Below are 20,781 nucleotides of genomic sequence, written 5' to 3'. Positions count from 1 at the left end.
AAATAGCGGTGTTTTCTGGCGTTATTTTGTCCAAGTAACCCAGATTCGGGCAATGAAACCACTAGCCTTGCATAGAAGCTGACATGGATTGGATTAAGAATCAAAAGTATACATGAAGTGTATCTAGACCAAATATTTTGCAGTTAGTTATCCAGGCTCATCGCCAAAAAGTCGATCTCCCTGTAAGCATAGGATCATGTTACCAATTATTGTATATATGCCCTTGTGTAACTATTTCTTGATCAATTTTACGGTCTTGTGCACCTTAGGATGCTTTCGAGGGCGACCGAGCTTCTTTTTCTTACGCCTACCAAGTGAATGCTTGGTCGGCTTGCGGTTCAATCGCTCCACAAATGCAGTCCATGAGGATGTTATATACGCTCGCAGCATCTTCAAAAAGGACCACAAGCGCTGAGGGGGTGCGGACTCTTGATGAATCAACTGCAGTAAGGCATGAGCAATCATCGCCAAATAGATTTGGTTCCACACCGCCTCTGGCTTGTAGCTGTATAGATGAACAAGACTTACATGTTGTTTCATCCATTTGAAAAACAGCTCGATGGCCCAGCGCCCACGATAGATGTCACTGATCTGTACAGCTGTTCGATCCCATACGTTTGTCAGAACCCGGTACAGACGTTCTTTGTCATCGATGTACTCCACCAATCGCAAAGAAACCTCCACTTGTTCTTTCGTTTCTTTATCCGTGTAGGATACGGTGACATCGGCATCGCGAAGGATCGAAGGGAACTCGGAAACATCGCGTTCTTCCTTCACAACGGTTCGGCTGTTTTTCTGGATACGTGCGACGAAGCGAATATTGTTTTCTAACCAATGCTTGAATTGGCTATACACAATGTAACCGCGGTCCATCACATGAATCGCCTTGGGATCGACGACGAGATCCAGCGCGACTTCCGAGTCTGCGACGCCTCGAGTGGAACAGACCATCTGATCGCAATAGCAGAGGCCTGGGCGGGCTAATACGACACTCGTATGAATCTTAATGCCATTGCTTGTCTGTGAATTATAAGCCCATTTACCCGCCATCTCTGGAAGAGACAACACCGTCGAATCGATGATGCGCAGCTTTCCGAGATGAGCCCCTTTTTGCGCTGAACAAACCTGATTTTGCTTAGAGATCAATTGGAACCAAAGCTCTTGCAGTTCCACTAATGGAAGTGCGTTTAAGGTCCGGTCAATCTGAGAAGCGCTGATGCGGACAAGACCAATATCTTGTTGTAACTGCGGATTCGCATCGAGATGAAGGCTAATGGTCTCCAGATCGCTACGTTGGCTTAATTGGGCTTCGATCAACAGCTTAACCGCTTTGACGAAAGTGAACTTGCGACGATAATTAAACAACGGAAAATGATCGTCGGATAAATCCATGTAATCTAGGCATTTACAAATGACGGTCTGATCTGGTACATTACCCATAGTGAGCTCCTTTTGTGAGAGGAATGGGTAACATGCCTATCCTTCAACATTAGGAGTTTTTTTATGGATTTCCAGAGTGATTCCATCAATTTCTTCAATATTTAGGAATTTGTGAGAACATTATTTTTCTTATGTCAGGTTTGGTGCAAGGCTAGTGCAATGAAACTCAGAATAAGACCACTTTTTACCGCTATTTTACCGCATACCCACTGATCCGCAAAAATAAGGCCATAAATTACCGCTAAGTTCTTACCGTGCGCGGCTAGCGGCTAGCTGCTATCGGCTTGTTGTGGCTTGCGGCTTGTTATTGCTTGCACCTCAGCCTACCTGCGCCTGCCGCCGCTCCGCCAGCGTCAGGAAATTGCGGAGCAGCGCCATGCCGAGCTCGCCGCTCTTCTCGGGATGGAACTGCATCCCGAAGACGTTGCCGCGGCCGACGATGGCGGTCACCGGATGGCCGTAGTCGGTCACGGCCAGCACATCCTCCTGCTGCTCGGCCAACACGTGGTAAGAGTGGACGAAGTAGACGTGTCCCTCTTCCAGCCCGGCGAGCAGCGGATTGTCCGGCTGCAGGAACTCCAGCCGGTTCCAGCCCATATGCGGCACCTTGTACCCTTCGGTGCCCGCAAACCGCGCCGCTCGGCCCGGCAGCAAGCCCAGCCCCTCATTCCGCCCATGCTCTTCGCTCTCGCCGAAGAGCAACTGCATCCCGAGGCAGATACCGAGCAGCGGTGCACCTTGATCGGCCGCCTGCCGCACCACGGCGTCCAGCCCCGACGCGCGCAGATGCTCCATCGCGTCGCCGAAAGCCCCGACGCCCGGCAGCAGCACGCCGTCCGCGGCCAGAATCTGGGCCTCGTCCGCCGTGACGAGCCCTTCGTAGCCGAGGCGCTCCACCGCTTTGCTAACGCTATGCAGGTTGCCCATCCCGTAATCGACGATGGCGATGTTCATCGCGTTACAGCACTCCCTTCGTCGACGGCACCCCGCTGACGCGCGGATCGATGCTTGTCGCCTCGTCAAGCGCCCGCCCGAGCGCCTTGAACACCGCCTCGATCATGTGGTGCGTGTTCTGGCCGTAGTGCACGATCACATGCAGCGTGATCCGCGCCTCCAGCGCCAGCTTCCATAGAAACTCGTGGACAAGCTGCACTTCGAAGCTGCCGACCCGGTCGGAAGGATACTCCGCGCGGTATTCGAAGTGCGGCCGGTTACTAACGTCGATAACCACTTGAGCCAACGCTTCATCCATCGGAATAAACACACTCGAATAACGTTTGATCCCTTTTTTATCGCCCAATGCCTCCCGAAGTACCTGCCCCAGACAAATGCCGATGTCCTCGACCGTATGATGGTCGTCGATCTCAATATCGCCGCGCGCCTGCACCGCTAAGTCAAAATGTCCGTGCTTGGCGAACAAATCGAGCATATGGTTCAAAAAAGGCACATCCGTCTCTAACTGTGCGTTTCCGCTCCCATCGACCGCAAAGGTCAGCCGGATATCGGTCTCATTCGTCTTGCGGCTGACGCTCGCTTGGCGTACCGCCGCTCCCCCGTTATTGTTGGTCATGTTCGTTCCCCGCCTTTCCTTCCTGCTGCAGCCGGACCTCGATCGCCCGGGCGTGGCCTTCCAGGCCTTCCCGCCGCGCCAACTCCATAATGGTCGCTCCGTTCTCCAGCAGCGCTTCCCTGCTATAGTAAATCACGCTTGATTTCTTGATAAAATCGTCCACGTCGACCGGCGACGAAAACCGCGCCGTGCCGTTGGTCGGAATGATATGGTTCGGTCCGGCGAAATAATCGCCAACCGGCTCCGAACTGTACGGCCCGAGGAAAATCGCCCCGGCATTTTCCACCCGCCCCAGATAGCCCATCGGATTGTCGACGATCAGCTCAAAATGCTCCGGCGCCAGCTGATTGATCACGTCGATCCCGGCTTCCACCGAATCAACGAGAAGGATTGCGCCGTAGCGCTCGATGGAAGCTCCGGCGATCGCCTTGCGCGGCAGCGCGGCCAGTTGCCGCTCCACCTCGGCCTGGCACGCCTTCGCGAACGCCTCCGACGGCGTCACGAGGATCGCCGACGCCATCTCGTCGTGTTCGGCCTGGGACAGCAGATCCGCCGCCACATAGGCGGGATCGGCGCTGTCGTCGGCCAGCACGGCGATTTCGCTGGGACCGGCGATACTGTCGATATCGACGACGCCGTACACTTCGCGTTTGGCTAACGCGACGTAGATGTTGCCCGGCCCGCAGATTTTATCGACGGGCCGGATCGTGTCGGTGCCGTACGCGAGCGCGGCAACCGCTTGGGCCCCGCCGACCCGGTAGATTTCGTGCACGCCGGCCTCCGCCGCGGCCACGAGGATATACGGGTCGATGCCCGCTTTGCCGCCCGTCGCCGGCGGCGTCACCATCACGATCTCCGGCACGCCCGCCACTTGCGCGGGGATCACGTTCATGAGCACGGAGGAAGGGTAAGCCGCCTTCCCGCCGGGAACGTAAACCCCGACGCGCTTCAGCGGCCGGATGATCTGTCCAAGCAAGCTCCCGTCCGGCTGCAAATCCATCCAGGAGTTGCGCTTCTGCCGGGCGTGAAACGCCCGGATATTGGCGGCCGCCGCCCGAATCGCCGTAACGAACGAGGGCGCCACCGCGTCATACGCCGCTTTCAGTTCTTCCCGCGTCACGCGCAACTCGTTCGCATCCAGCTTCATGCCGTCAAATTGCTCCGTGTAACGGAGCAGGGCCGCGTCGCCTTCCGCTTTGACCGCCTGTACGATCGATTTGACCGCTTCGTTCTGCTCCGGCGAGCCGTATTCCACTTCCCGCCGCAAATCAAAATCCTGTGCCGATACCAGTTTCATCATCCGGCATCCCCTGCTTTCTTCATTTCTTATTTCATATCGCCTTCTTCGCCCATCCTAAGCCCGCTTGACCTCGCCCGCGACGGTTCGGACCACCTTGCTCAGCGCATCGCACACGGCCTGGATTTCGGCGTTTTTCATCCGGTAGCTGACCCGATTGGCCACCAAGCGGCTGGTAATGTCAAAGATCTTCTCCATCTCCACCAGTCCGTTTTCCTTCAACGTCTGCCCGGTTTCAACCATGTCGACGATCCGGTCGGCAAGACCGATCAGTGGCGCCAACTCGATCGAGCCGTTCAGCTTGATCACTTCGACCTGCTGACCGTGCTCACGGAAGAACTGCGACGCCACATTTGGATATTTCGTCGCGACCCGCTGTTGAATCCCCGGCTTCCAATCCGGGAGCGCAATAACCGACATGCGGCAGCGAGCGATGCCGAGATCGAGCAGCTCGTAAACGTCCCGATTCTCCTCCATTAACACGTCCTTGCCGACGATGCCGATATCGGCTACCCCGTATTCCACGTAGGTCGGCACGTCCACCGGCTTGGCCAGAATAAACTCCATACCGATGTCCGGGAGCGGAATGACCAGCTTGCGCGTTTCGTCCACATCGTCCGGAATCTCGATCCCGGCCTCGCGGAACAAGGCGGACGCTTTCTTATAAATACGCCCCTTGGGCATGGCGACCTTAATGATTTGTTTCAATGGATTGCGACCTCCTTGCAGGCAACCTCATGCCTTGAGTCAAAAGCTAACCAACGTCAGGATATCCCCGTACGACGGCCCCAGCGGCCCTGTCTTCCGCGCGGACTCCGGCACGCTTAACAGATCCTCCGGGCCCTCGGCACGCCGCATCAGCACGCTGCGGCCTTCGCCGCGCAGCCGCTCCGCTTCGGCGAACGCCCGCTTCCGGTTCGGCGTATCGTACTGCAGCACGACCGGCAGATCCGGCTCGGTCTCCAGCCCGCCCACGCCGTCCAGGATCCGGTTCGTCTTCAGCGAGAACCCCGTTGCCGGCGCAGGGCGTCCGAACTGCTGCAACAGGTTGTCGTACCGCCCGCCGTTACACACCGGGAAGCCGAGCTCCGCCGCATACCCCTCGAATGTCATGCCCGTATAATAGGAGAAATCGCCGATCATCGTCAGATCGATCATCACGTGTTCGGCCACGCCGAAATCCTCCAGCGCCTCCCACACCTGGCAGAGATGGCGAATGGATGTTTGGGCGAGCGGATTCCCGCTCAGCTCCAGCGCCTGGCCGCAAACCTCTTTCCCACCGCGCAATCGAAGGATCCCTTCCAGCTCGTCACGCTGCTGCGGCGACAGGGACAATTCCGCCAGCGTCTCGCGGTAACCGACATAATCTCGATGCAGCAGCCCATCTTTTAGCGCCTCCTGAATATCCTCACGTCCCGGAACCGCCTCTTCCAACAAACCATTCAAGAAGCCGACGTGCCCGACCGCGATTTTAAACGACTTCACGCCCGCAGCCTGCAACGACGCGACGGCCAAGGCGATCACTTCCGCATCGGCGTCCGGGGAATCATCCCCGACCAATTCGACCCCGGTTTGGAAAAACTCCGCTTCCCGTCCCGCCTCCTCCTCAATGGCCCGGAACACGTTGGCGTGATACGACAAGCGGAGCGGCAGCGGTTCCTCCTTCAGCAAGGACGCGACGACCCGGGCGATCGGCGCCGTCATATCGGAACGGAGTACCATGGTGGTGCCCCGGTTATTCAACAATTTAAACAGCTTCTGATCCGACGTCGAGCTGGCTACGCCGACCGTGTCGTAATATTCCATCGTCGGCGTCATGATCTGCCGGTAACCCCAGCCGGCCATGCAATCCAGCACGCGCCGTTCGATGGCGCGCAGTTTATCCACGGCAAAAGGCAGATAATCGCGGACCCCCGCCGGTTTTTCAAAGCCTTTTGGTTTCGACAAGCGTTTCACCTCACCGTTCTTCTCTCTCACAATTTCTTTACTATATTAAAGTGCTACCATGCTACCAAATTAAAGAGTAGCCCAATTTTATCATATTTTCTTTCGTACCGTCAATCGCTTCTTCCCGATCGGTCTCCCGCTTCATCGCCTGCATTAAAGTATTCCCCAAGCGGGGGCATAACCCTTGCGGATGCCGAAAAATGCGGCAAACCGGTCTGGTACGCCCAGACCGGCAAGGGATCCGCCAAGTTACAGATTCGCGCCAACCGAGGGGCTTGGTCCGCTTCCTTGCCGTGCGGACGATTTGTTTTTGCGCAAGGAAACCGGAATACTCCCGAGAAACCACGCGGCAAACGGCAGCCGCCGGAAGCAAAGCTGCACGAACCCCCAAGAGAGGAACAACGCCCCCAGGGAGCCGGCCACGACATAGCACAGGTAGCCGAAAGAAGCCCCGGGCAACTTCTGCTCGCTCCAGAAGAGCCGATACACGAACAGTACAAACGGATGAAACAAATAAATGCCGAAGGAAAGCTCGCCCAGCCGGGTCAGCGTTCGGTTCCAATATGCCGAACCTTTCCTTTGAATATAAAAGGCCGCCTTCATCAGTACCAACGCCGAAAGCAGGGAGTGCACGTTCCATAATAATTCGAACCATAGGGTATTCGGTGACCCTAAGCCTTGACGGAACGAATACCAGACCTGGACATGAACAAGGGCGATCGCCAGCCATCCGATCCATAAGGCGGCCGTCCATCCCTTTAGCCCCTTCGAGAGCGCTTTCCAATCCGTTGTGAGCCAGGCCTTGATTTTGCCGAAATAAATCGCCAACACCGCGCCCAGCATGTAGTAACCCATGTAGGAAAGCGCGTAGCTCGCTTTGTTCGGCAGTTGCAGCTCGTATTTGTTCCAGAACACGAACCCCCACTGCAGCGCGAGACCGCAGGGGAGAATAAGCGCAAGCAGCACGCGGCGATTGCGAAAAGACTGAAACAGCCACAAGAAGAGCGGGAATAACAGGTAGAATTGAATGCTGATAAATACGAAATAGAGGTGGGTATAAGCCGTTCCGTGCAGCAGCGCCGTCCCCAGCGACTTCAGCTCATACATTTTGGAGTTATTCATGAAATCATGACGGTAGAATGCCATTAGCAGGAAATAACAGCAGGAGACCGATAAATAGGGCAAGATGATGTACGTAAGGCGTTTCTTGTAGAACTTGCCCACCAGCTTGCGGCTGATCGGCTGTTCGTAATAATTGTAGAAGAGCACGAAACTACTCAGGAAGATAAAAGACGGGGTACCGATTTTGAAAAAAATGTTCATCCAATTATAAAAGTAGTAGACCGGTGAATTCAGCGCTTGTTCCGCCGCCGCGAACGATGAAGCATGCACCTGGATCACGCTGATGATGGCTAACGCTCGAAAGATGTCCAGCTGCGGCAAACGTTCCTTGACCCCCTTGCTCACTCAACCAACCCCTATTCATAATTAAGAAGTAGCCTTATTTATGTACTAGACGCCTGTTTATGGCAATAGATCCTGCCGGACTGCTCTTTTCACTATACCAGAAGTTGGTCCATCGTAAAACCGTTTGGCCCGCTTCGCCGTCCTTAGGATAGGGAAGTGAAATACCGGCCGGTATTCCCTGTTCGCTGCACTCTACATGGGAAGGAAGGAGCCCGCTTTGGAAGAGAGAGAATGGGCCGCCGCTGCCTGCAGCGGAGACGAGCAAGCGTTTTATCAATTGATATCCAAGCATCGGCGGAGGCTGTACGGTATCGCCCACAGCTATCTGCGCAACGAATCGGACGCCTTGGAGGTCATCCAGGAAACGGTATGCAAGGCTTGGATCAAATGCCGGCGCCTCAAGGATCCCGAGGCCTTCGTTCCGTGGCTGATCCGAATCCTGATCAACTGCTGCATTGATGAGCTTAAACGGCGGAAACGGGTTCTTCCGTACGTGGCGGAGTCGGTGCAGGCAAGCGGAGAAATGGTCAGCGTATTCAAAATGGATCTGGACTTTGCGCTGGACCGGTTAAAGCCGAAATACCGCCATGTTTTGACGCTGAAATATTATCAGGACATGACCTTGGCGGAAATCGCCCGGGTGCTGGATCGCCCGGAGGGGACGGTCAAGACCTGGCTGCATCAGGGCCTGAAGCAGCTTCGCCGCCATATGAATGTGGGAGGTGAATTTTATTATGGTTGATCGGGAGGAAAATCAGCTGGCTCGTTATTTTGACGGCGTTCGTCTTGCCGAGAAACAGATCGGCGATGAACGGCTGGACGCGTCGATCCGGCGTGGCCTGGATAAGGGAAAAAACCTGCAAGGCAAATGGCAGATGCGTCGGGGGCTGGCCTGGACCGTCGGGGCCATTGGGACGCTTGCCGTTTGTTTGATGCTGGTGCTCATCTGGCAAGGCGGAGGGCTGCCGGGCGGTGTTTCAACGACGACGGCCGGTCAGCCTGCCGGCATTCCGGATTATGTCTCGTCCCTGATGACCTCCGAGATGGAGCGGGCCGCCGAACATGGCTTGTACCAGCCGATCGGGAAATCGACGGAAGTGGCGGGAACGAAGGTGACCGTCGACGGCGTGCTGGCCGATGGGCGAACGGTAGTGGTGTTTTATTCGATGGTCAATCCTGAAGATGTGAAGGCCGTGAATAACTTGTATGCCTATCTGGTCGATAAGGATGGAAATCTATACGACAGCTTGCCTCGTAAAGAAGGCACGTCACTCACTGATTCTAAAGATATCAAGCATAGCTACTATAAGATCATCTTTACCGATCGAGATGCGCCAACTCAGTCTAGCCTTGCGGTAAATTCCCGGATATCGGATATCAATGTCCAGGCGAAGATCCCTATCGAATGGAGCGGCCGTCCTTATGCCAAGACGAAGAAGACCTTTCGCGTAAATCAAACCGCGACCCTCTACGGCAAGCCATTGACCGTTGACCAACTCGTCCTGCGTCCGCTAAGTACGACGCTCCTGTTCAAGCCGCAGGAATTCGTGGATAAATTCATGACGGATCACCTCGCGGCCAAGCTGTATCTGGGCGAGCACCGGGAGGATCAATTTTGGCGATACACGAAATCCAGAGATATTCTTTACGATTACGGGAACGGGAAGACGTCGACGCCTTATCTCTCGGGGATTGATTTCGAAAGCCTTTATTACACGGATTGGAACGAAGTCACGCTCCAATTCGACGGTTTTGGAACCCCGATTTCAAGAACACTGAATCTCGCGGTGGATACGGACAAAAAGCAACTCATCACTCCAAACCAGGCCGTAGAGAAGGTTGAAGTCGTTCCCGGGGAACAATCCCTCGAGGTTCGCTTTCAGATGAACAGAAATCCTAAATCCAAAATAGCGATGCCTTACCACGTTGACGATTATTTTACGGACGACGAAGGAACCTCCTATCGAGTTCTGAGGGAAAACGGCTCCCCTACGTATCGTCTCGACGGCGAGGCGGAAACGATCAGCTTCAAACTGGAGTCGCGGCAATATCACCAACCGCTAAACTTCACGCTCACGGAAACCTTGGACTACAAACCCCAAGAAATCAAGATCCCACTCAAGTAACGAGCAAAAAGCGGTCCCGACCGGCAAGATGCCGGGTTCGTGACCGCTTTTCTTTATGCTGTGGTCCGTAGCTGCCGTAGATTTGCAGATCCTCCATTACGTCGTCGCCGCTCCTCGCTCCGAGGGACGTCAGCTTAGCGTCTAACGCTTACCACCAAGCTTATATCGCCCGATATCAATGTTTTGCGATTCTAACGCTGACCACAATGCTTATTGTTTCTTTTTGCTGCCGAAATCAGGTGTATTCCACAAAATAGCGTTACTCAGCGTCGTTAGAATTTCCCCAGCGCCAAATTGGCCACAATAGCGTTCCTGATCAGCGTTAGCGCATTCGAATTGTGTTTAGATGCATCTGACTGCTACTGGACCACCCTATCGAGCTCCCTACGGCATGAGACGAAGCTTGCATCAACTGGGGTTCTTCCGTTCCAGCACCCGCAGCGGATTGCCGCCGACAAACGTGCCCGGAGCCACGTCCTTATGTACAACCGATCCGGCGGCGACGACCGCACCGTTCCCGATCGTGACGCCCGGGAGAATCGTGGTGTTCGCCCCGATCATCACCTCGTCGCCGATCCGCACCTCGCCCAACCGGTATTCCTTAATCAAATACTCATGGGCGAGAATCGTCGTGTTGTACCCGATTACCGAGTTCCGGCCGACCGTAATCAGCTCCGGAAAAAATACGTCTACCATCACCATCAGCCCAAACGCGGTGTGCTCCCCCACTTTCATGCCAAGCACGCGCCGATAGATCGCATTTTTGACGGAAAGAATCGGGCAATATCGGGCGATTTGAATAAATATAAAATTACGGACGCCCTTCCATGGGCTTACCGTCCGGTACAGCTGCCAAAGCGCGTTGGGTCCTTCGACCGGGTAACGCTTGACTTGTCTCACGACCTCACCTGCTTAAAGCCTAGGATTCCGTAAAGATCGGTCATATCCTGAAGGATGTAGTCAGGATCATACTTGCGCAGCAACGCCTCGCCTTTCAACGACCAAGCCACGCCGGCAGCCTGCACGCCCGCGGCCTTTGCGCTTTGCAGATCGGCCGCGCTGTCGCCGACCATCAAGGTTCGAGCCGGATCGGCGTTCAACTCGCGCAGCGCCGTCAGAATCGGCTCGGGATGCGGCTTGGGATGCTTCACGTCATCCACTGTTACGACCGCCTTCATATACGGTTTCAACCCGAACATGTTCAAGGCAAGCAGCGTCGTTTCCTTGATTTTCGTCGTGACGATGCCCATCGTGATCCCCCGTTCGTGCAGCCTGGAGATTACTTCTTTCACATGCGGAAAATCACGGATCAGTTCATCATGGCGCGCTCGATTATACTTCCGGTAGTCCGCCACCAGATCCGCCACATCCTCTCGGCCCGAGAATATCCGCAGTTGATGCTCCAGCGTCATGCCCATATGCGGGATGATTTCTTCCCGGGTATGCGGCTTCAAGCCGTTTTTCTCGATGACATGCTGAAATGTCGTAATAATCAGTTCATTGGTATTAATGATCGTTCCGTCGAGATCAAATAACACGGTGTCTATCATAGGGCTGCTACTCCTTCTTCTCTTCCGGAACTTCCGGCTTCTCCTCCACGGTCGTCTCTGTCGTCTGGGTTGGCTCCGCCTGCTCCGGTTCGGCCGTTCCGCCTGCTTCCGGCGCCCCTTCCCCTGCAGCCGCCACTTTCGTGGACGTAATTGGATCGCTATAGTACGGCAGGTCGCGTACCGTGCGGCGGCGTACAATAATGAAGATGATCGCCGCAATCACAATCCCGATGGCCAGCAGCTGGGAAATCCGGATGTTGCCGTAAGACGGCGCCAGATACCCTTGCTCAAAACCAAGCCAGGTCATCGGCGACCACAATCCGTTCACGAACGACGCAAGCCAGGCGGCGCCTTGGAAGGCCAAGCTGTCGGTCCGCAGCGCTTCGATGAAGAACCGCCCGATCGAATACCAAATGAAATACGATGCGAACAATTCACCGGACCGCAAAAATTTCTGTCTGCGCAAAATCAGGAGCAAGATCAGCCCGGCCAAGTTCCACAACGATTCATACAAAAACGTCGGGTGATGGAACGTCCCCTGCACATTCATCTGATTGACGATAAACGACGGCAAGTTCAGGTTATCCCGCAGGAAACTTTCCGTCGTCGGACCGCCATAGGCTTCCTGGTTGACGAAGTTCCCCCAGCGTCCGATCATTTGCCCAATGATCAAGGAAGGCGCACAGATATCGGCAATCCGCCAGAAATTATAGCCGCGGCGCCGGACAAAGATAACCGCGCAAATAATCGCGCCGATCAGCGCCCCGTAGATGGCGATGCCGCCGTTCCAGATTTTGAAGACATCCCAGAAGTTGTCCTTGTAATCGTCCCACATAAAGGCGACGTAATAAATCCGCGCGGCAATAATCGCCGACGGCACTCCGAGCAACAGCAAGTCCATAAAAAACTCTTGGGGGATGCGGAACCGCTTCCCCTCCCATACGGCCAACAGAAGACCGACCAATGCAGCGCTTCCCAGAATCAGGCCATACCAGTGTACCTTTAAGCCCCCGATTGAAAATGCGATCGGGTCCAATAACAAAGTGCCCATCGTTCACGCTCCTAATCCAAATCGTCGATATCTTCCGAAATCGTTTCGGTCAGTTTTGTCGTAAACTGCAGTGCGGCGTTATACCCCATGCGTTTCAAACGGAAGTTCATCGCGGCCACCTCGATGATTACGGCCAAGTTCCGTCCGGGGCGTACCGGAATCGTCGCCAGCGGTACATCGGTATCGATGATGCGCGTCGTCTCTTCATCCAGTCCCAACCGGTCATATTGCTTCTCCTGCTGCCAGGCTTCCAGCTTCACGACCAGCGTAATCCGTTTATTGTTACGGATCGCCCCGGCGCCAAACAACGTCATGACGTTAATGATCCCGACGCCGCGAATTTCCAACAGGTGACGGATCAGTTCGGGAGCCGAACCGTGCAATTGATTGTCCGACGTTTGCCGAATTTCCACAGCATCGTCCGCGATTAAGCGGTGACCACGCTTGACCAGCTCAAGTGCGGTTTCGCTCTTTCCGATCCCGCTGCTGCCGGTAATCAGCATGCCTACGCCGTAAACGTCGACAAGAACGCCATGAATGGTGGCCGTAGGCGCCAGCTTCCGTTCCAGGAAACTGGTGATCCGGCTCGACAGGATCGTTGTCGCCATGCTGCTGCGGAGTACCGGAACTTGCTTCTCCGAACTGATTTCAAGCAATTCCTCCGGAACCTTCCAAGACCGGGTGACGATAATGCAAGGGGTATCCTCGCTGCTGCAGAGCCGCTCCATTCGCTCCTTACGCTCCTTCTCCGGAAGCATCTCGAAAAAAGCCAGCTCGGTTTTACCCAAAATTTGAACGCGTTCCGGCGGATGGTATTCGAAATAACCGGCCATCTCCAGTCCCGGACGATAGAGATCATCAACCGTAATCGCACGCTTCAACCCCTGTTCTCCGGAAACGACCTCGAGCCCGAACTGGTTGACCAATTCGGAAACTTTCACTTTTTTAGCCATGGTGCTCTTCCTTTCCCTGCCGGCATCCAAGACAAGGCGATCGTCTCGAATGAGCTCCGGCTCCAATATAAGCTGCCTTGACGGCATTCATTCCATCTTGTTGCTGGATCACTCAATGTATTCATCGTAAAGGAAATTGTCACGTAAATCAATCATTGCCCCGGGAACAGCCCCGGGACCCGCCTTCCGTACTGCGATTTCTTCCGGTTAACAAAAAGAAACCGCCTCGAAGGGCGGTTTCTTTAACGTTTTACGATTTAGCCGAAGAACACGTTGCGTTCTGTTTCCTTGTCGAAGATATGAATTTTGTTCATATCGATCGCCAGTTTCACGTTATCGCCTTCACGCGTGGTGGAACGGCCGTCAACGCGAGCGATCAGGCCGTCGCCGCCAGCACCGTTCAGGTACAATTGCATTTCGTGACCCAGGTTTTCCGTCAGGTACACGTTAGCGGTAAACGTGGTTTGCGGGGAAGCTTCCAGGAAAACAGGCTCTTCATGGATGTCCTCCGGACGAATACCCATGATCACATCTTTGCCGATGTAGCCTTTCTCCTTCAGAACCGTAGCTTTGCCTTGAGGCACAACAACGTCCATGTTAGTTGCTTTGAAGCGAACCGTTCCGGCTTCTTCCGCCAAAGTACCATTCACGAAGTTCATCGTCGGAGAACCGATAAAGCCGGCAACGAAGATATTGCCCGGTTGGTTGTACAGTTCTTCCGGAGAAGCCGCTTGTTGAATGATGCCGTCGTGCATAACCACGATCCGGTCACCCATCGTCATCGCCTCGATTTGGTCATGGGTTACGTAGATGCAAGTGGTTTCCAGACGTTTTACCAGCTTCGTGATTTCCGCGCGCATTTGACCGCGCAGTTTAGCATCCAAGTTGGAAAGCGGTTCGTCCATCAGGAACACTTGAGGATCGCGGACTATCGCGCGGCCCAAGGCAACCCGTTGACGTTGACCACCGGAAAGGGCTTTTGGTTTGCGGTCCAGCAAATGCTCGATGTCGAGGATCTTTGCGGCTTCGCGAACGCGTTGATCGATTTCGTCTTTCTTTACTTTACGCAGTTTCAAACCGAACGCCATGTTTTGATATACGTTCATGTGCGGATACAGCGCGTAGGATTGGAATACCATCGCGATGTCGCGGTCTTTCGGAGCAACGTCGTTTACGACGCGGTCGCCGATGTACAATTTGCCTTCCGTAATTTCTTCCAAACCGGCGATCATCCGAAGGGTCGTGGATTTACCGCAACCGGACGGACCAACCAGCACGAGGAATTCCTTATCCGCAATATCGAGATTGATGTCTTCTACGGTTGCTTTTGCAGCACCCGGATATTTTTTGAAAATGTGTTCTAAGCGTACGCCTGCCATGTGTTTGGCCTCCCATTAAATAAATTTGGTGTTAAAGGTTCTATGACTTTTATGAAATCGGATACATTTTATATTTATATATTAGTCGATAGGAGTTCACCCATCCATCCACAAACTGCACAAAAAACTTATGCCCTTTTCGTCACTTTATACAATAGCAGCTCCAGCTTGACCAAAACGGCGTCGTTGAACGTCCGTACATCCAGTCCGGTCTCCTGTTTGAATTTATCGATTCGGTATAATAACGTATTCCGGTGAATATAAAGCCGCTTGGCCGTTTCGCTCACGTTGCAGTCCAACGCGAAAAATGTCTCCAATGTCGTCAACGTCTCCTCATCCTGCAGCAATCCGGCCCGATCCCCAAGCTCCATGGAAAATTGAAGGCGCTGTTCTTCCGGTATGCTATAGACCAGGCGTTCCAGCTTTAGCTCCCAGGGCAGGTGAATTTGATCCGTTACATTAAAAATACGGCCGAGAGCCAACGTCTGCCGTAAAAACAACGTAACCGACGCCAATTCGGTCTCCACGATGAATGCACTCCCAACTGTAAGGTGAAAGCCCCCCACCCATTCGTTGGTCACGAGTTCGTATAACCCCTGACAAAGCGCGCCCAGTAAGTCGCGTTCCGTCTCCGCCGCCTCTTCGCTCTCCTCCCGCAAGTTCATAAACAGATCTTCACCCAGTAAAATCAGCCAGTCTTCTCTAAGCGGAACCAAGATCACTTCGCCGCCGAAGTAACTTCTCAAGAGCTTGCTCAGCTTCGAAAAAGAAATGGCCTGCCCCTGCCCCGGGCTATCCCAATTCAGTAAAAAGGGCAACATTCGTCCCCTTAGCTTCGCCTCGAGAGTCAGATGCTTGGGGAGCTGCTCGTTAAACTCACTCCGCTCCAACCGCTCCTGCAGCCATTCCCCAAGTTCGATACTGCGCGCCTCATCATCCCGTTTTAGGTTGGGGCCGGGTGACGGCTCCCGTGCGGTCTTTAAGAGGAGTTGAATCAACTGCGCCTCCGCCTCGGACACTTTGGAGGTCTCCGTTTCAAAAACGCGCACGCCCCCTTGTTGGCGCTCCACGAGCCACATCCATCGTTGGTCGACGCGAAAAAGACCATCTCCCCGGTCGTCCGCCGTTCGAATGGCGGTGTTCCATGCACGCGTTTCCCAGACACTCTCCGATAGTGACGTACCGATGACGCTCTCCACTTGCTTCTTCAGCAATTTGATATCCATAGCGTTGCCTTTCTCTCCAAGCATTTTAGTGATTTGATTAAATTCATTTTATCATACCCGCCGAAGGAAACGTAAATCCCGCCTTAATGTAAAAAAAAGCCGTCAACCCTAAGGTTAACGGCTTTTCGCATGAGCCATGAAGGACTCGAACCTTCGACACCCTGATTAAAAGTCAGGTGCTCTACCAACTGAGCTAATGGCTCATAAAACTGGTGGAGGCTGATGGATTCGAACCACCGAACTCGTCAGAGAACAGATTTACAGTCTGCTGCGTTTGGCCACTTCGCTAAGCCTCCATATGGATTATGCTGCCCAAGCGGATCGAAAACGATGCCGGAAGCATAAAAGTGGCTCGGGACGGAATCGAACCGCCGACACGAGGATTTTCAGTCCTCTGCTCTACCGACTGAGCTACCGAGCCGTAGGTTTTACGGTAAATTTCCAAAAAAATAAAGCGGTGAAGTTGGCCACTTTCCCACTTTACGGTGGAAATATTTAAATACATGGCGGAGCCGACGGGATTCGAACCCGCGGTCTCCTGCGTGACAGGCAGGCATGTTAGGCCTCTACACCACGGCTCCGCATAGGAAATGGTGCCGGCGAGAGGACTTGAACCCCCAACCTACTGATTACAAGTCAGTTGCTCTACCAGTTGAGCTACACCGGCACGGTGTAAATTATTCATTTGCAAGGTGTCGATGATGGTGGAGGCTGAGGGGATCGAACCCCCGACCCTCTGCTTGTAAGGCAGATGCTCTCCCAGCTGAGCTAAGCCTCCGAAATGTTATGGTAGCGGCGGAGGGGATCGAACCCCCGACCTCACGGGTATGAACCGTACGCTCTAGCCAGCTGAGCTACGCCGCCACAATATAAGCTTGTACAAATGGCGGAGAGAGAGGGATTCGAACCCTCGCACCGCTTACGCAGTCTAACCCCTTAGCAGAGGGTCCCCTTATAGCCACTTGGGTATCTCTCCAAGCCATAAATTCAAGGTTTAATCCTTGAAAACTGGATACGAAACAAATCTGCGTTTGCCTTTTCGGGCCCCGCCAAAGTATTCGGACTCAGCTTCGTAGCTGCTCTTCACTTTGGTGGGTAGAGTTTTTGGATAAGCCCTCGACCGATTAGTACCTGTCAGCTCCATACATTGCTGCACTTCCACCTCAGGCCTATCAACCTCGTCGTCTTCAAGGGGTCTTACATACTGGGAAATCTCATCTTGAGGGGGGCTTCACGCTTAGATGCTTTCAGCGCTTATCCCGTCCGCACTTAGCTACCCAGCTGTGCTCCTGGCGGAACAACTGGTGCACCAGCGGTGCGTCCATCCCGGTCCTCTCGTACTAAGGACAGCTCCTCTCAAATTTCCTACGCCCACGACAGATAGGGACCGAACTGTCTCACGACGTTCTGAACCCAGCTCGCGTACCGCTTTAATGGGCGAACAGCCCAACCCTTGGGACCTACTTCAGCCCCAGGATGCGATGAGCCGACATCGAGGTGCCAAACCTCCCCGTCGATGTGGACTCTTGGGGGAGATAAGCCTGTTATCCCCAGGGTAGCTTTTATCCGTTGAGCGATGGCCCTTCCATGCGGTACCACCGGATCACTAAGCCCGACTTTCGTCCCTGCTCGACTTGTCAGTCTCGCAGTCAAGCTCCCTTTTGCCTTTGCACTCTGCGAATGATTTCCAACCATTCTGAGGGAACCTTGGGGCGCCTCCGTTACTCTTTAGGAGGCGACCGCCCCAGTCAAACTGCCCGCCTGACACTGTCCCCGTACCGGCTTACGGTACCAGGTTAGAACTCCGATACGATCAGGGTGGTATCCCAACGGCGCCTCCACCGAAGCTGGCGCTCCGGCTTCCTAGGCTCCCACCTATCCTGTACAAATCGTATCAAAGTCCAATATCAAGCTGCAGTAAAGCTCCATGGGGTCTTTCCGTCTTGTCGCGGGTAACCTGCATCTTCACAGGTATTAAAATTTCACCGGATCTCTCGTTGAGACAGCGCCCAAGTCGTTACGCCATTCGTGCGGGTCAGAATTTACCTGACAAGGAATTTCGCTACCTTAGGACCGTTATAGTTACGGCCGCCGTTTACTGGGGCTTCGGTTCACAGCTTCGGAGTTGCCTCCTAACCGCTCCCCTTAACCTTCCAGCACCGGGCAGGCGTCAGCCCGTATACTTCGCCTTGCGGCTTCGCACAGACCTGTGTTTTTGCTAAACAGTCGCTTGGGCCTTTTCACTGCGGCCCCCTCGAGCTATTCACTCTACCGGGGCACCCCTTCTCCCGAAGTTACGGGGTCATTTTGCCGAGTTCCTTAACGAGAGTTCTTCCGCGCGCCTTAGAATTCTCTTCTCGCCTACCTGTGTCGGTTTGCGGTACGGGCACCTTCTCCTGGCTAGAGGCTTTTCTCGGCAGTGTGAGATCATGACCTTCGGTACTGTAAATTTTCCCTCCCCATCACAGCCCAGCCTTAAAGTGTGCGGATTTGCCTACACACCAGCCTCACTGCTTGGACGGGGCATTCCATCGCCCCGCGTCACTACCCTGCTGCGTCACCCCATCGCTCATAACGGATTACGGTGGTACAGGAATTTCAACCTGTTGTCCTTCGACTACGCCTTTCGGCCTCGCCTTAGGTCCCGACTTACCCTGAGCGGACGAACCTTCCTCAGGAACCCTTAGGCTTTCGGCGGATCAGATTCTCACTGATCTTTTCGTTACTCATACCGGCATTCTCACTTGTGTACTCTCCAGCGCTCCTTACGGTACACCTTCAACGCATACACAACGCTCCCCTACCCCTGATGCATACACATCAAGCCATAGCTTCGGTGGTGTGTTTAGCCCCGTTACATTTTCGGCGCAGAGTCACTCGACCAGTGAGCTATTACGCACTCTTTAAATGATGGCTGCTTCTAAGCCAACATCCTGGTTGTCTGTGCAACTCCACATCCTTTCCCACTTAACACACACTTGGGGACCTTAGCTGATGGTCTGGGCTGTTTCCCTTTTGACAATGGATCTTAGCACTCACTGTCTGACTCCCGGTTAATCAGTCTATGGCATTCGGAGTTTGACTGAGCTTGGTAACCCTTGGCGGGCCCCGCACCCAATCAGTGCTCTACCTCCACGACTGTCCTACCGAGGCTAGCCCTAAAGCTATTTCGGGGAGAACCAGCTATCTCCGAGTTCGATTGGAATTTCTCCGCTACCCCCACCTCATCCCCGCACTTTTCAACGTACGTGGGTTCGGGCCTCCAGTGCGTGTTACCGCACCTTCACCCTGGACAGGGGTAGATCACACGGTTTCGGGTCTACGCCTACAAACTTAGTCGCCCTATTCAGACTCGCTTTCGCTGCGGCTCCACCTTCTCGGCTTAACCTTGCTTGCAAACGTAACTCGCCGGTTCATTCTACAAAAGGCACGCCATCACCCATATAGAGGGCTCTGACTTCTTGTAAGCACACGGTTTCAGGTTCTCTTTCACTCCCCTTCCGGGGTGCTTTTCACCTTTCCCTCACGGTACTGCTTCACTATCGGTCACTAGGGAGTATTTAGCCTTACCAGATGGTCCTGGCAGATTCATACGGGGTTTCACGTGCCCCGCACTACTCGGGATCCGTCTCGGAGGGAACAGACTTTCAATTACAGGGCTTTCACCTTCTTTGGCGGGCCTTTCCAGACCTCTTCGTCTAATCGGTTCCTTTGTAACTCCATGTGAGACGTCCCACAACCCCGAAGAGCAAGCTCTTCGGTTTAGGCTAATCCGCGTTCGCTCGCCGCTACTGACGGAATCACTTTTGTTTTCTCTTCCTCAGGGTACTTAGATGTTTCAGTTCCCCTGGTCTGCCTCTTCATCACCTATGGATTCAGTGATGAGTGACTAGGTATTACCCCAGCCGGGTTTCCCCATTCGGACACCCCCGGATCGATGCTTGCTTACAGCTCCCCGAGGCAGTTTCGTTGTTCGCCACGTCCTTCTTCGGCTCCTAGCGCCTAGGCATCCTCCGTGTGCTCTTAGTAGCTTAACCAAGTTGCTCGGTATTGTGCTGTCCGCTCGTTGTCCGTCGCTTGCTGACTTGCTCTCGCAAGCAGCCGCGCACTCCCAAAGAATCGGCCATCACAAAACCTCCGCATTAGTCGTCACTACCTCTTATTTCACTTGTTTTGACACAAGTTCAGCTAAAAGGATGGTTTCTAAAACGCAAATTTCGTTTCGTTTATCCAGTTTTCAAGGATCAAGTTCTTCGCCGTCTTACCGGCGGAAGAATATCTTATCATTTCCCGTCACCCCGTTCAACCGGTAAGTGTTGGAAAGACAAGTGATGGTGGAGCCAAGGAGGATCGAACTCCTGACCTCCTGCTTGCAAGGCAGGCGCTCTCCCAGCTGAGCTATGGCCCCAAAATAAAACCCTGAAACGGGCATCATGCCATTCGTTACGGGATTTATGGTGGGCCCTAGTGGACTCGAACCACCGACCTCACCCTTATCAGGGGTGCGCTCTAACCAGCTGAGCTAAGGGCCCATAACGAATATTTATTTGTGAACCCAAAAATGGGCTGCGCTTGGCGACGTCCTACTCTCCCAGGACCCTTCGGTCCAAGTACCATCGGCGCTGGAGGGCTTAACGGTCGTGTTCGGGATGGGAACGAGTGGAACCCCTCCGCCATCATCACCAAACGCATGAGAGCTTGAACTCTCAAAACTGAGCAACGAGTGAGCAACAGGCCGAGGCCTGATTTGTATTTGAATGTCTTCGTTACAGAAG

At 54.1% G+C, this 20,781-nt stretch carries 15 protein-coding genes, 10 tRNA genes and 2 rRNA genes; 2 read left to right on the top strand and 25 right to left on the bottom strand.

The annotated features are described in order from the left end of the window. Nucleotides 1-231: 231 nt before the first annotated feature. The 7 genes from ACZF99_RS00855 to ACZF99_RS00825 all read right to left on the bottom strand — a co-directional run bounded on the left by ACZF99_RS00855 (nt 232) and on the right by ACZF99_RS00825 (nt 7,721). Nucleotides 232-1,392: an IS4 family transposase gene (locus tag ACZF99_RS00855; protein WP_483608229.1), complete on the bottom strand. Its 1,161-nt coding sequence runs from the start codon at nt 1,390-1,392 to the stop codon at nt 232-234. 366 nt (nt 1,393-1,758) lie between these two features. Next, nucleotides 1,759-2,394, bottom strand: a complete 636-nt coding sequence (hisH, locus tag ACZF99_RS00850) for an imidazole glycerol phosphate synthase subunit HisH (RefSeq protein WP_483608227.1) — start codon at nt 2,392-2,394, stop codon at nt 1,759-1,761. Nucleotides 2,395-2,398: 4 nt separating this feature from the next. Beyond that, nucleotides 2,399-3,010, bottom strand: a complete 612-nt coding sequence (gene hisB / locus ACZF99_RS00845; RefSeq protein WP_483608225.1) for an imidazoleglycerol-phosphate dehydratase HisB — start codon at nt 3,008-3,010, stop codon at nt 2,399-2,401. Further along, nucleotides 2,997-4,307 (bottom strand): histidinol dehydrogenase, encoded by a 1,311-nt coding sequence (hisD, locus tag ACZF99_RS00840; RefSeq protein ID WP_483612467.1) that lies wholly within the window; start codon nt 4,305-4,307, stop codon nt 2,997-2,999. The genes hisB and hisD overlap by 14 nt, the downstream gene beginning before the upstream one ends. Before the next feature lie 57 nt (nt 4,308-4,364). Next, on the bottom strand, nt 4,365-4,991 hold the full coding sequence (hisG, locus tag ACZF99_RS00835) for an ATP phosphoribosyltransferase (protein WP_483612465.1): 627 nt from the start codon (nt 4,989-4,991) through the stop codon (nt 4,365-4,367). Between the two features lie 63 nt (nt 4,992-5,054). After that, entirely contained in the window at nt 5,055-6,254 is a 1,200-nt protein-coding gene (locus ACZF99_RS00830; RefSeq protein ID WP_483608223.1) for an ATP phosphoribosyltransferase regulatory subunit, read from the bottom strand. A 249-nt stretch (nt 6,255-6,503) separates the two neighbouring features. Next, complete coding sequence (locus ACZF99_RS00825; RefSeq protein ID WP_483608221.1) at nt 6,504-7,721, bottom strand: acyltransferase; 1,218 nt, start codon at nt 7,719-7,721, stop codon at nt 6,504-6,506. Nucleotides 7,722-7,938: 217 nt separating this feature from the next. On the opposite strand from ACZF99_RS00825, the gene ACZF99_RS00820 reads away from it, so the two are divergent. After that, nucleotides 7,939-8,463, top strand: a complete 525-nt coding sequence (locus tag ACZF99_RS00820) for a sigma-70 family RNA polymerase sigma factor (RefSeq protein ID WP_483608219.1) — start codon at nt 7,939-7,941, stop codon at nt 8,461-8,463. Continuing rightward, nucleotides 8,456-9,847, top strand: a complete 1,392-nt coding sequence (locus tag ACZF99_RS00815) for a DUF4179 domain-containing protein (protein WP_483608217.1) — start codon at nt 8,456-8,458, stop codon at nt 9,845-9,847. The genes ACZF99_RS00820 and ACZF99_RS00815 overlap by 8 nt, the downstream gene beginning before the upstream one ends. A 408-nt stretch (nt 9,848-10,255) precedes the next feature. On the opposite strand, the gene ACZF99_RS00810 is transcribed toward ACZF99_RS00815, so the two are convergent. The 18 genes from ACZF99_RS00810 to rrf form a co-directional block, all read right to left on the bottom strand. Continuing rightward, nucleotides 10,256-10,747 (bottom strand): acyltransferase, encoded by a 492-nt coding sequence (locus tag ACZF99_RS00810; RefSeq protein WP_483608215.1) that lies wholly within the window; start codon nt 10,745-10,747, stop codon nt 10,256-10,258. Further along, nucleotides 10,744-11,397 carry a pyrophosphatase PpaX gene (gene ppaX / locus ACZF99_RS00805; RefSeq protein ID WP_483608213.1) on the bottom strand — a complete coding sequence of 218 codons (654 nt, stop codon included), beginning with the start codon at nt 11,395-11,397 and terminating at the stop codon, nt 10,744-10,746. Before ppaX ends, ACZF99_RS00810 begins: the two co-directional genes overlap by 4 nt. Before the next feature lie 7 nt (nt 11,398-11,404). Then, entirely contained in the window at nt 11,405-12,448 is a 1,044-nt protein-coding gene (gene lgt / locus ACZF99_RS00800) for a prolipoprotein diacylglyceryl transferase (RefSeq protein WP_483608211.1), read from the bottom strand. A gap of 11 nt (nt 12,449-12,459) precedes the next feature. After that, the gene (hprK, locus tag ACZF99_RS00795) at nt 12,460-13,401 is read right to left on the bottom strand and encodes an HPr(Ser) kinase/phosphatase (protein ID WP_483608209.1); all 942 of its coding nucleotides are present in this window, start codon (nt 13,399-13,401) and stop codon (nt 12,460-12,462) included. A 257-nt stretch (nt 13,402-13,658) separates the two neighbouring features. After that, nucleotides 13,659-14,780: an ABC transporter ATP-binding protein gene (locus ACZF99_RS00790; protein ID WP_483608207.1), complete on the bottom strand. Its 1,122-nt coding sequence runs from the start codon at nt 14,778-14,780 to the stop codon at nt 13,659-13,661. Between the two features lie 128 nt (nt 14,781-14,908). Beyond that, nucleotides 14,909-16,006 (bottom strand): PucR family transcriptional regulator, encoded by a 1,098-nt coding sequence (locus tag ACZF99_RS00785; RefSeq protein WP_483608205.1) that lies wholly within the window; start codon nt 16,004-16,006, stop codon nt 14,909-14,911. 130 nt (nt 16,007-16,136) lie between these two features. Further along, nucleotides 16,137-16,209, bottom strand: a tRNA-Lys gene (locus tag ACZF99_RS00780). Between the two features lie 7 nt (nt 16,210-16,216). Further along, a tRNA-Tyr gene (locus ACZF99_RS00775) sits at nt 16,217-16,302 on the bottom strand. A gap of 52 nt (nt 16,303-16,354) precedes the next feature. Then, nucleotides 16,355-16,427, bottom strand: a tRNA-Phe gene (locus ACZF99_RS00770). An 83-nt stretch (nt 16,428-16,510) separates the two neighbouring features. Next, nucleotides 16,511-16,587 (bottom strand) — tRNA-Asp (locus ACZF99_RS00765). 10 nt (nt 16,588-16,597) lie between these two features. Next, a tRNA-Thr gene (locus ACZF99_RS00760) sits at nt 16,598-16,673 on the bottom strand. Between the two features lie 35 nt (nt 16,674-16,708). Next, nucleotides 16,709-16,784, bottom strand: a tRNA-Val gene (locus tag ACZF99_RS00755). 9 nt (nt 16,785-16,793) lie between these two features. Then, nucleotides 16,794-16,870 (bottom strand) — tRNA-Met (locus ACZF99_RS00750). Between the two features lie 20 nt (nt 16,871-16,890). Further along, a tRNA-Ser gene (locus ACZF99_RS00745) sits at nt 16,891-16,982 on the bottom strand. A 128-nt stretch (nt 16,983-17,110) separates the two neighbouring features. Further along, a 23S ribosomal RNA gene (locus ACZF99_RS00740) occupies nt 17,111-20,043 on the bottom strand. Between the two features lie 295 nt (nt 20,044-20,338). Continuing rightward, nucleotides 20,339-20,414, bottom strand: a tRNA-Ala gene (locus tag ACZF99_RS00735). Between the two features lie 47 nt (nt 20,415-20,461). Next, nucleotides 20,462-20,538: transfer RNA gene (locus ACZF99_RS00730), tRNA-Ile, on the bottom strand. A gap of 38 nt (nt 20,539-20,576) precedes the next feature. Further along, nucleotides 20,577-20,693: ribosomal RNA gene (gene rrf / locus ACZF99_RS00725) — 5S ribosomal RNA — on the bottom strand. Nucleotides 20,694-20,781 lie beyond the last annotated feature (88 nt).

The organism is Paenibacillus sp. JL3B1040 (genome assembly GCF_057063165.1).
Note: the sequence above shows the minus strand (reverse complement) of the source record. Positions and strands in the feature narration are given on the sequence as shown.

What these genes read in the sequence shown, in the direction of transcription:
- ACZF99_RS00855 (WP_483608229.1), bottom strand. Translation starts at nt 1,392, where the DNA reads ATGGATTTATCCGACGATCATTTTCCGTTGTTTAATTATCGTCGCAAG.
- hisH (WP_483608227.1), bottom strand. Translation starts at nt 2,394, where the DNA reads ATGAACATCGCCATCGTCGATTACGGGATGGGCAACCTGCATAGCGTT.
- hisB (WP_483608225.1), bottom strand. Translation starts at nt 3,010, where the DNA reads ATGACCAACAATAACGGGGGAGCGGCGGTACGCCAAGCGAGCGTCAGC.
- hisD (WP_483612467.1), bottom strand. Translation starts at nt 4,307, where the DNA reads ATGAAACTGGTATCGGCACAGGATTTTGATTTGCGGCGGGAAGTGGAA.
- hisG (WP_483612465.1), bottom strand. Translation starts at nt 4,991, where the DNA reads ATGCCCAAGGGGCGTATTTATAAGAAAGCGTCCGCCTTGTTCCGCGAG.
- ACZF99_RS00815 (WP_483608217.1), top strand. Translation starts at nt 8,456, where the DNA reads ATGGTTGATCGGGAGGAAAATCAGCTGGCTCGTTATTTTGACGGCGTT.
- ppaX (WP_483608213.1), bottom strand. Translation starts at nt 11,397, where the DNA reads ATGATAGACACCGTGTTATTTGATCTCGACGGAACGATCATTAATACC.
- lgt (WP_483608211.1), bottom strand. Translation starts at nt 12,448, where the DNA reads ATGGGCACTTTGTTATTGGACCCGATCGCATTTTCAATCGGGGGCTTA.
- hprK (WP_483608209.1), bottom strand. Translation starts at nt 13,401, where the DNA reads ATGGCTAAAAAAGTGAAAGTTTCCGAATTGGTCAACCAGTTCGGGCTC.
- ACZF99_RS00790 (WP_483608207.1), bottom strand. Translation starts at nt 14,780, where the DNA reads ATGGCAGGCGTACGCTTAGAACACATTTTCAAAAAATATCCGGGTGCT.
- ACZF99_RS00785 (WP_483608205.1), bottom strand. Translation starts at nt 16,006, where the DNA reads ATGGATATCAAATTGCTGAAGAAGCAAGTGGAGAGCGTCATCGGTACG.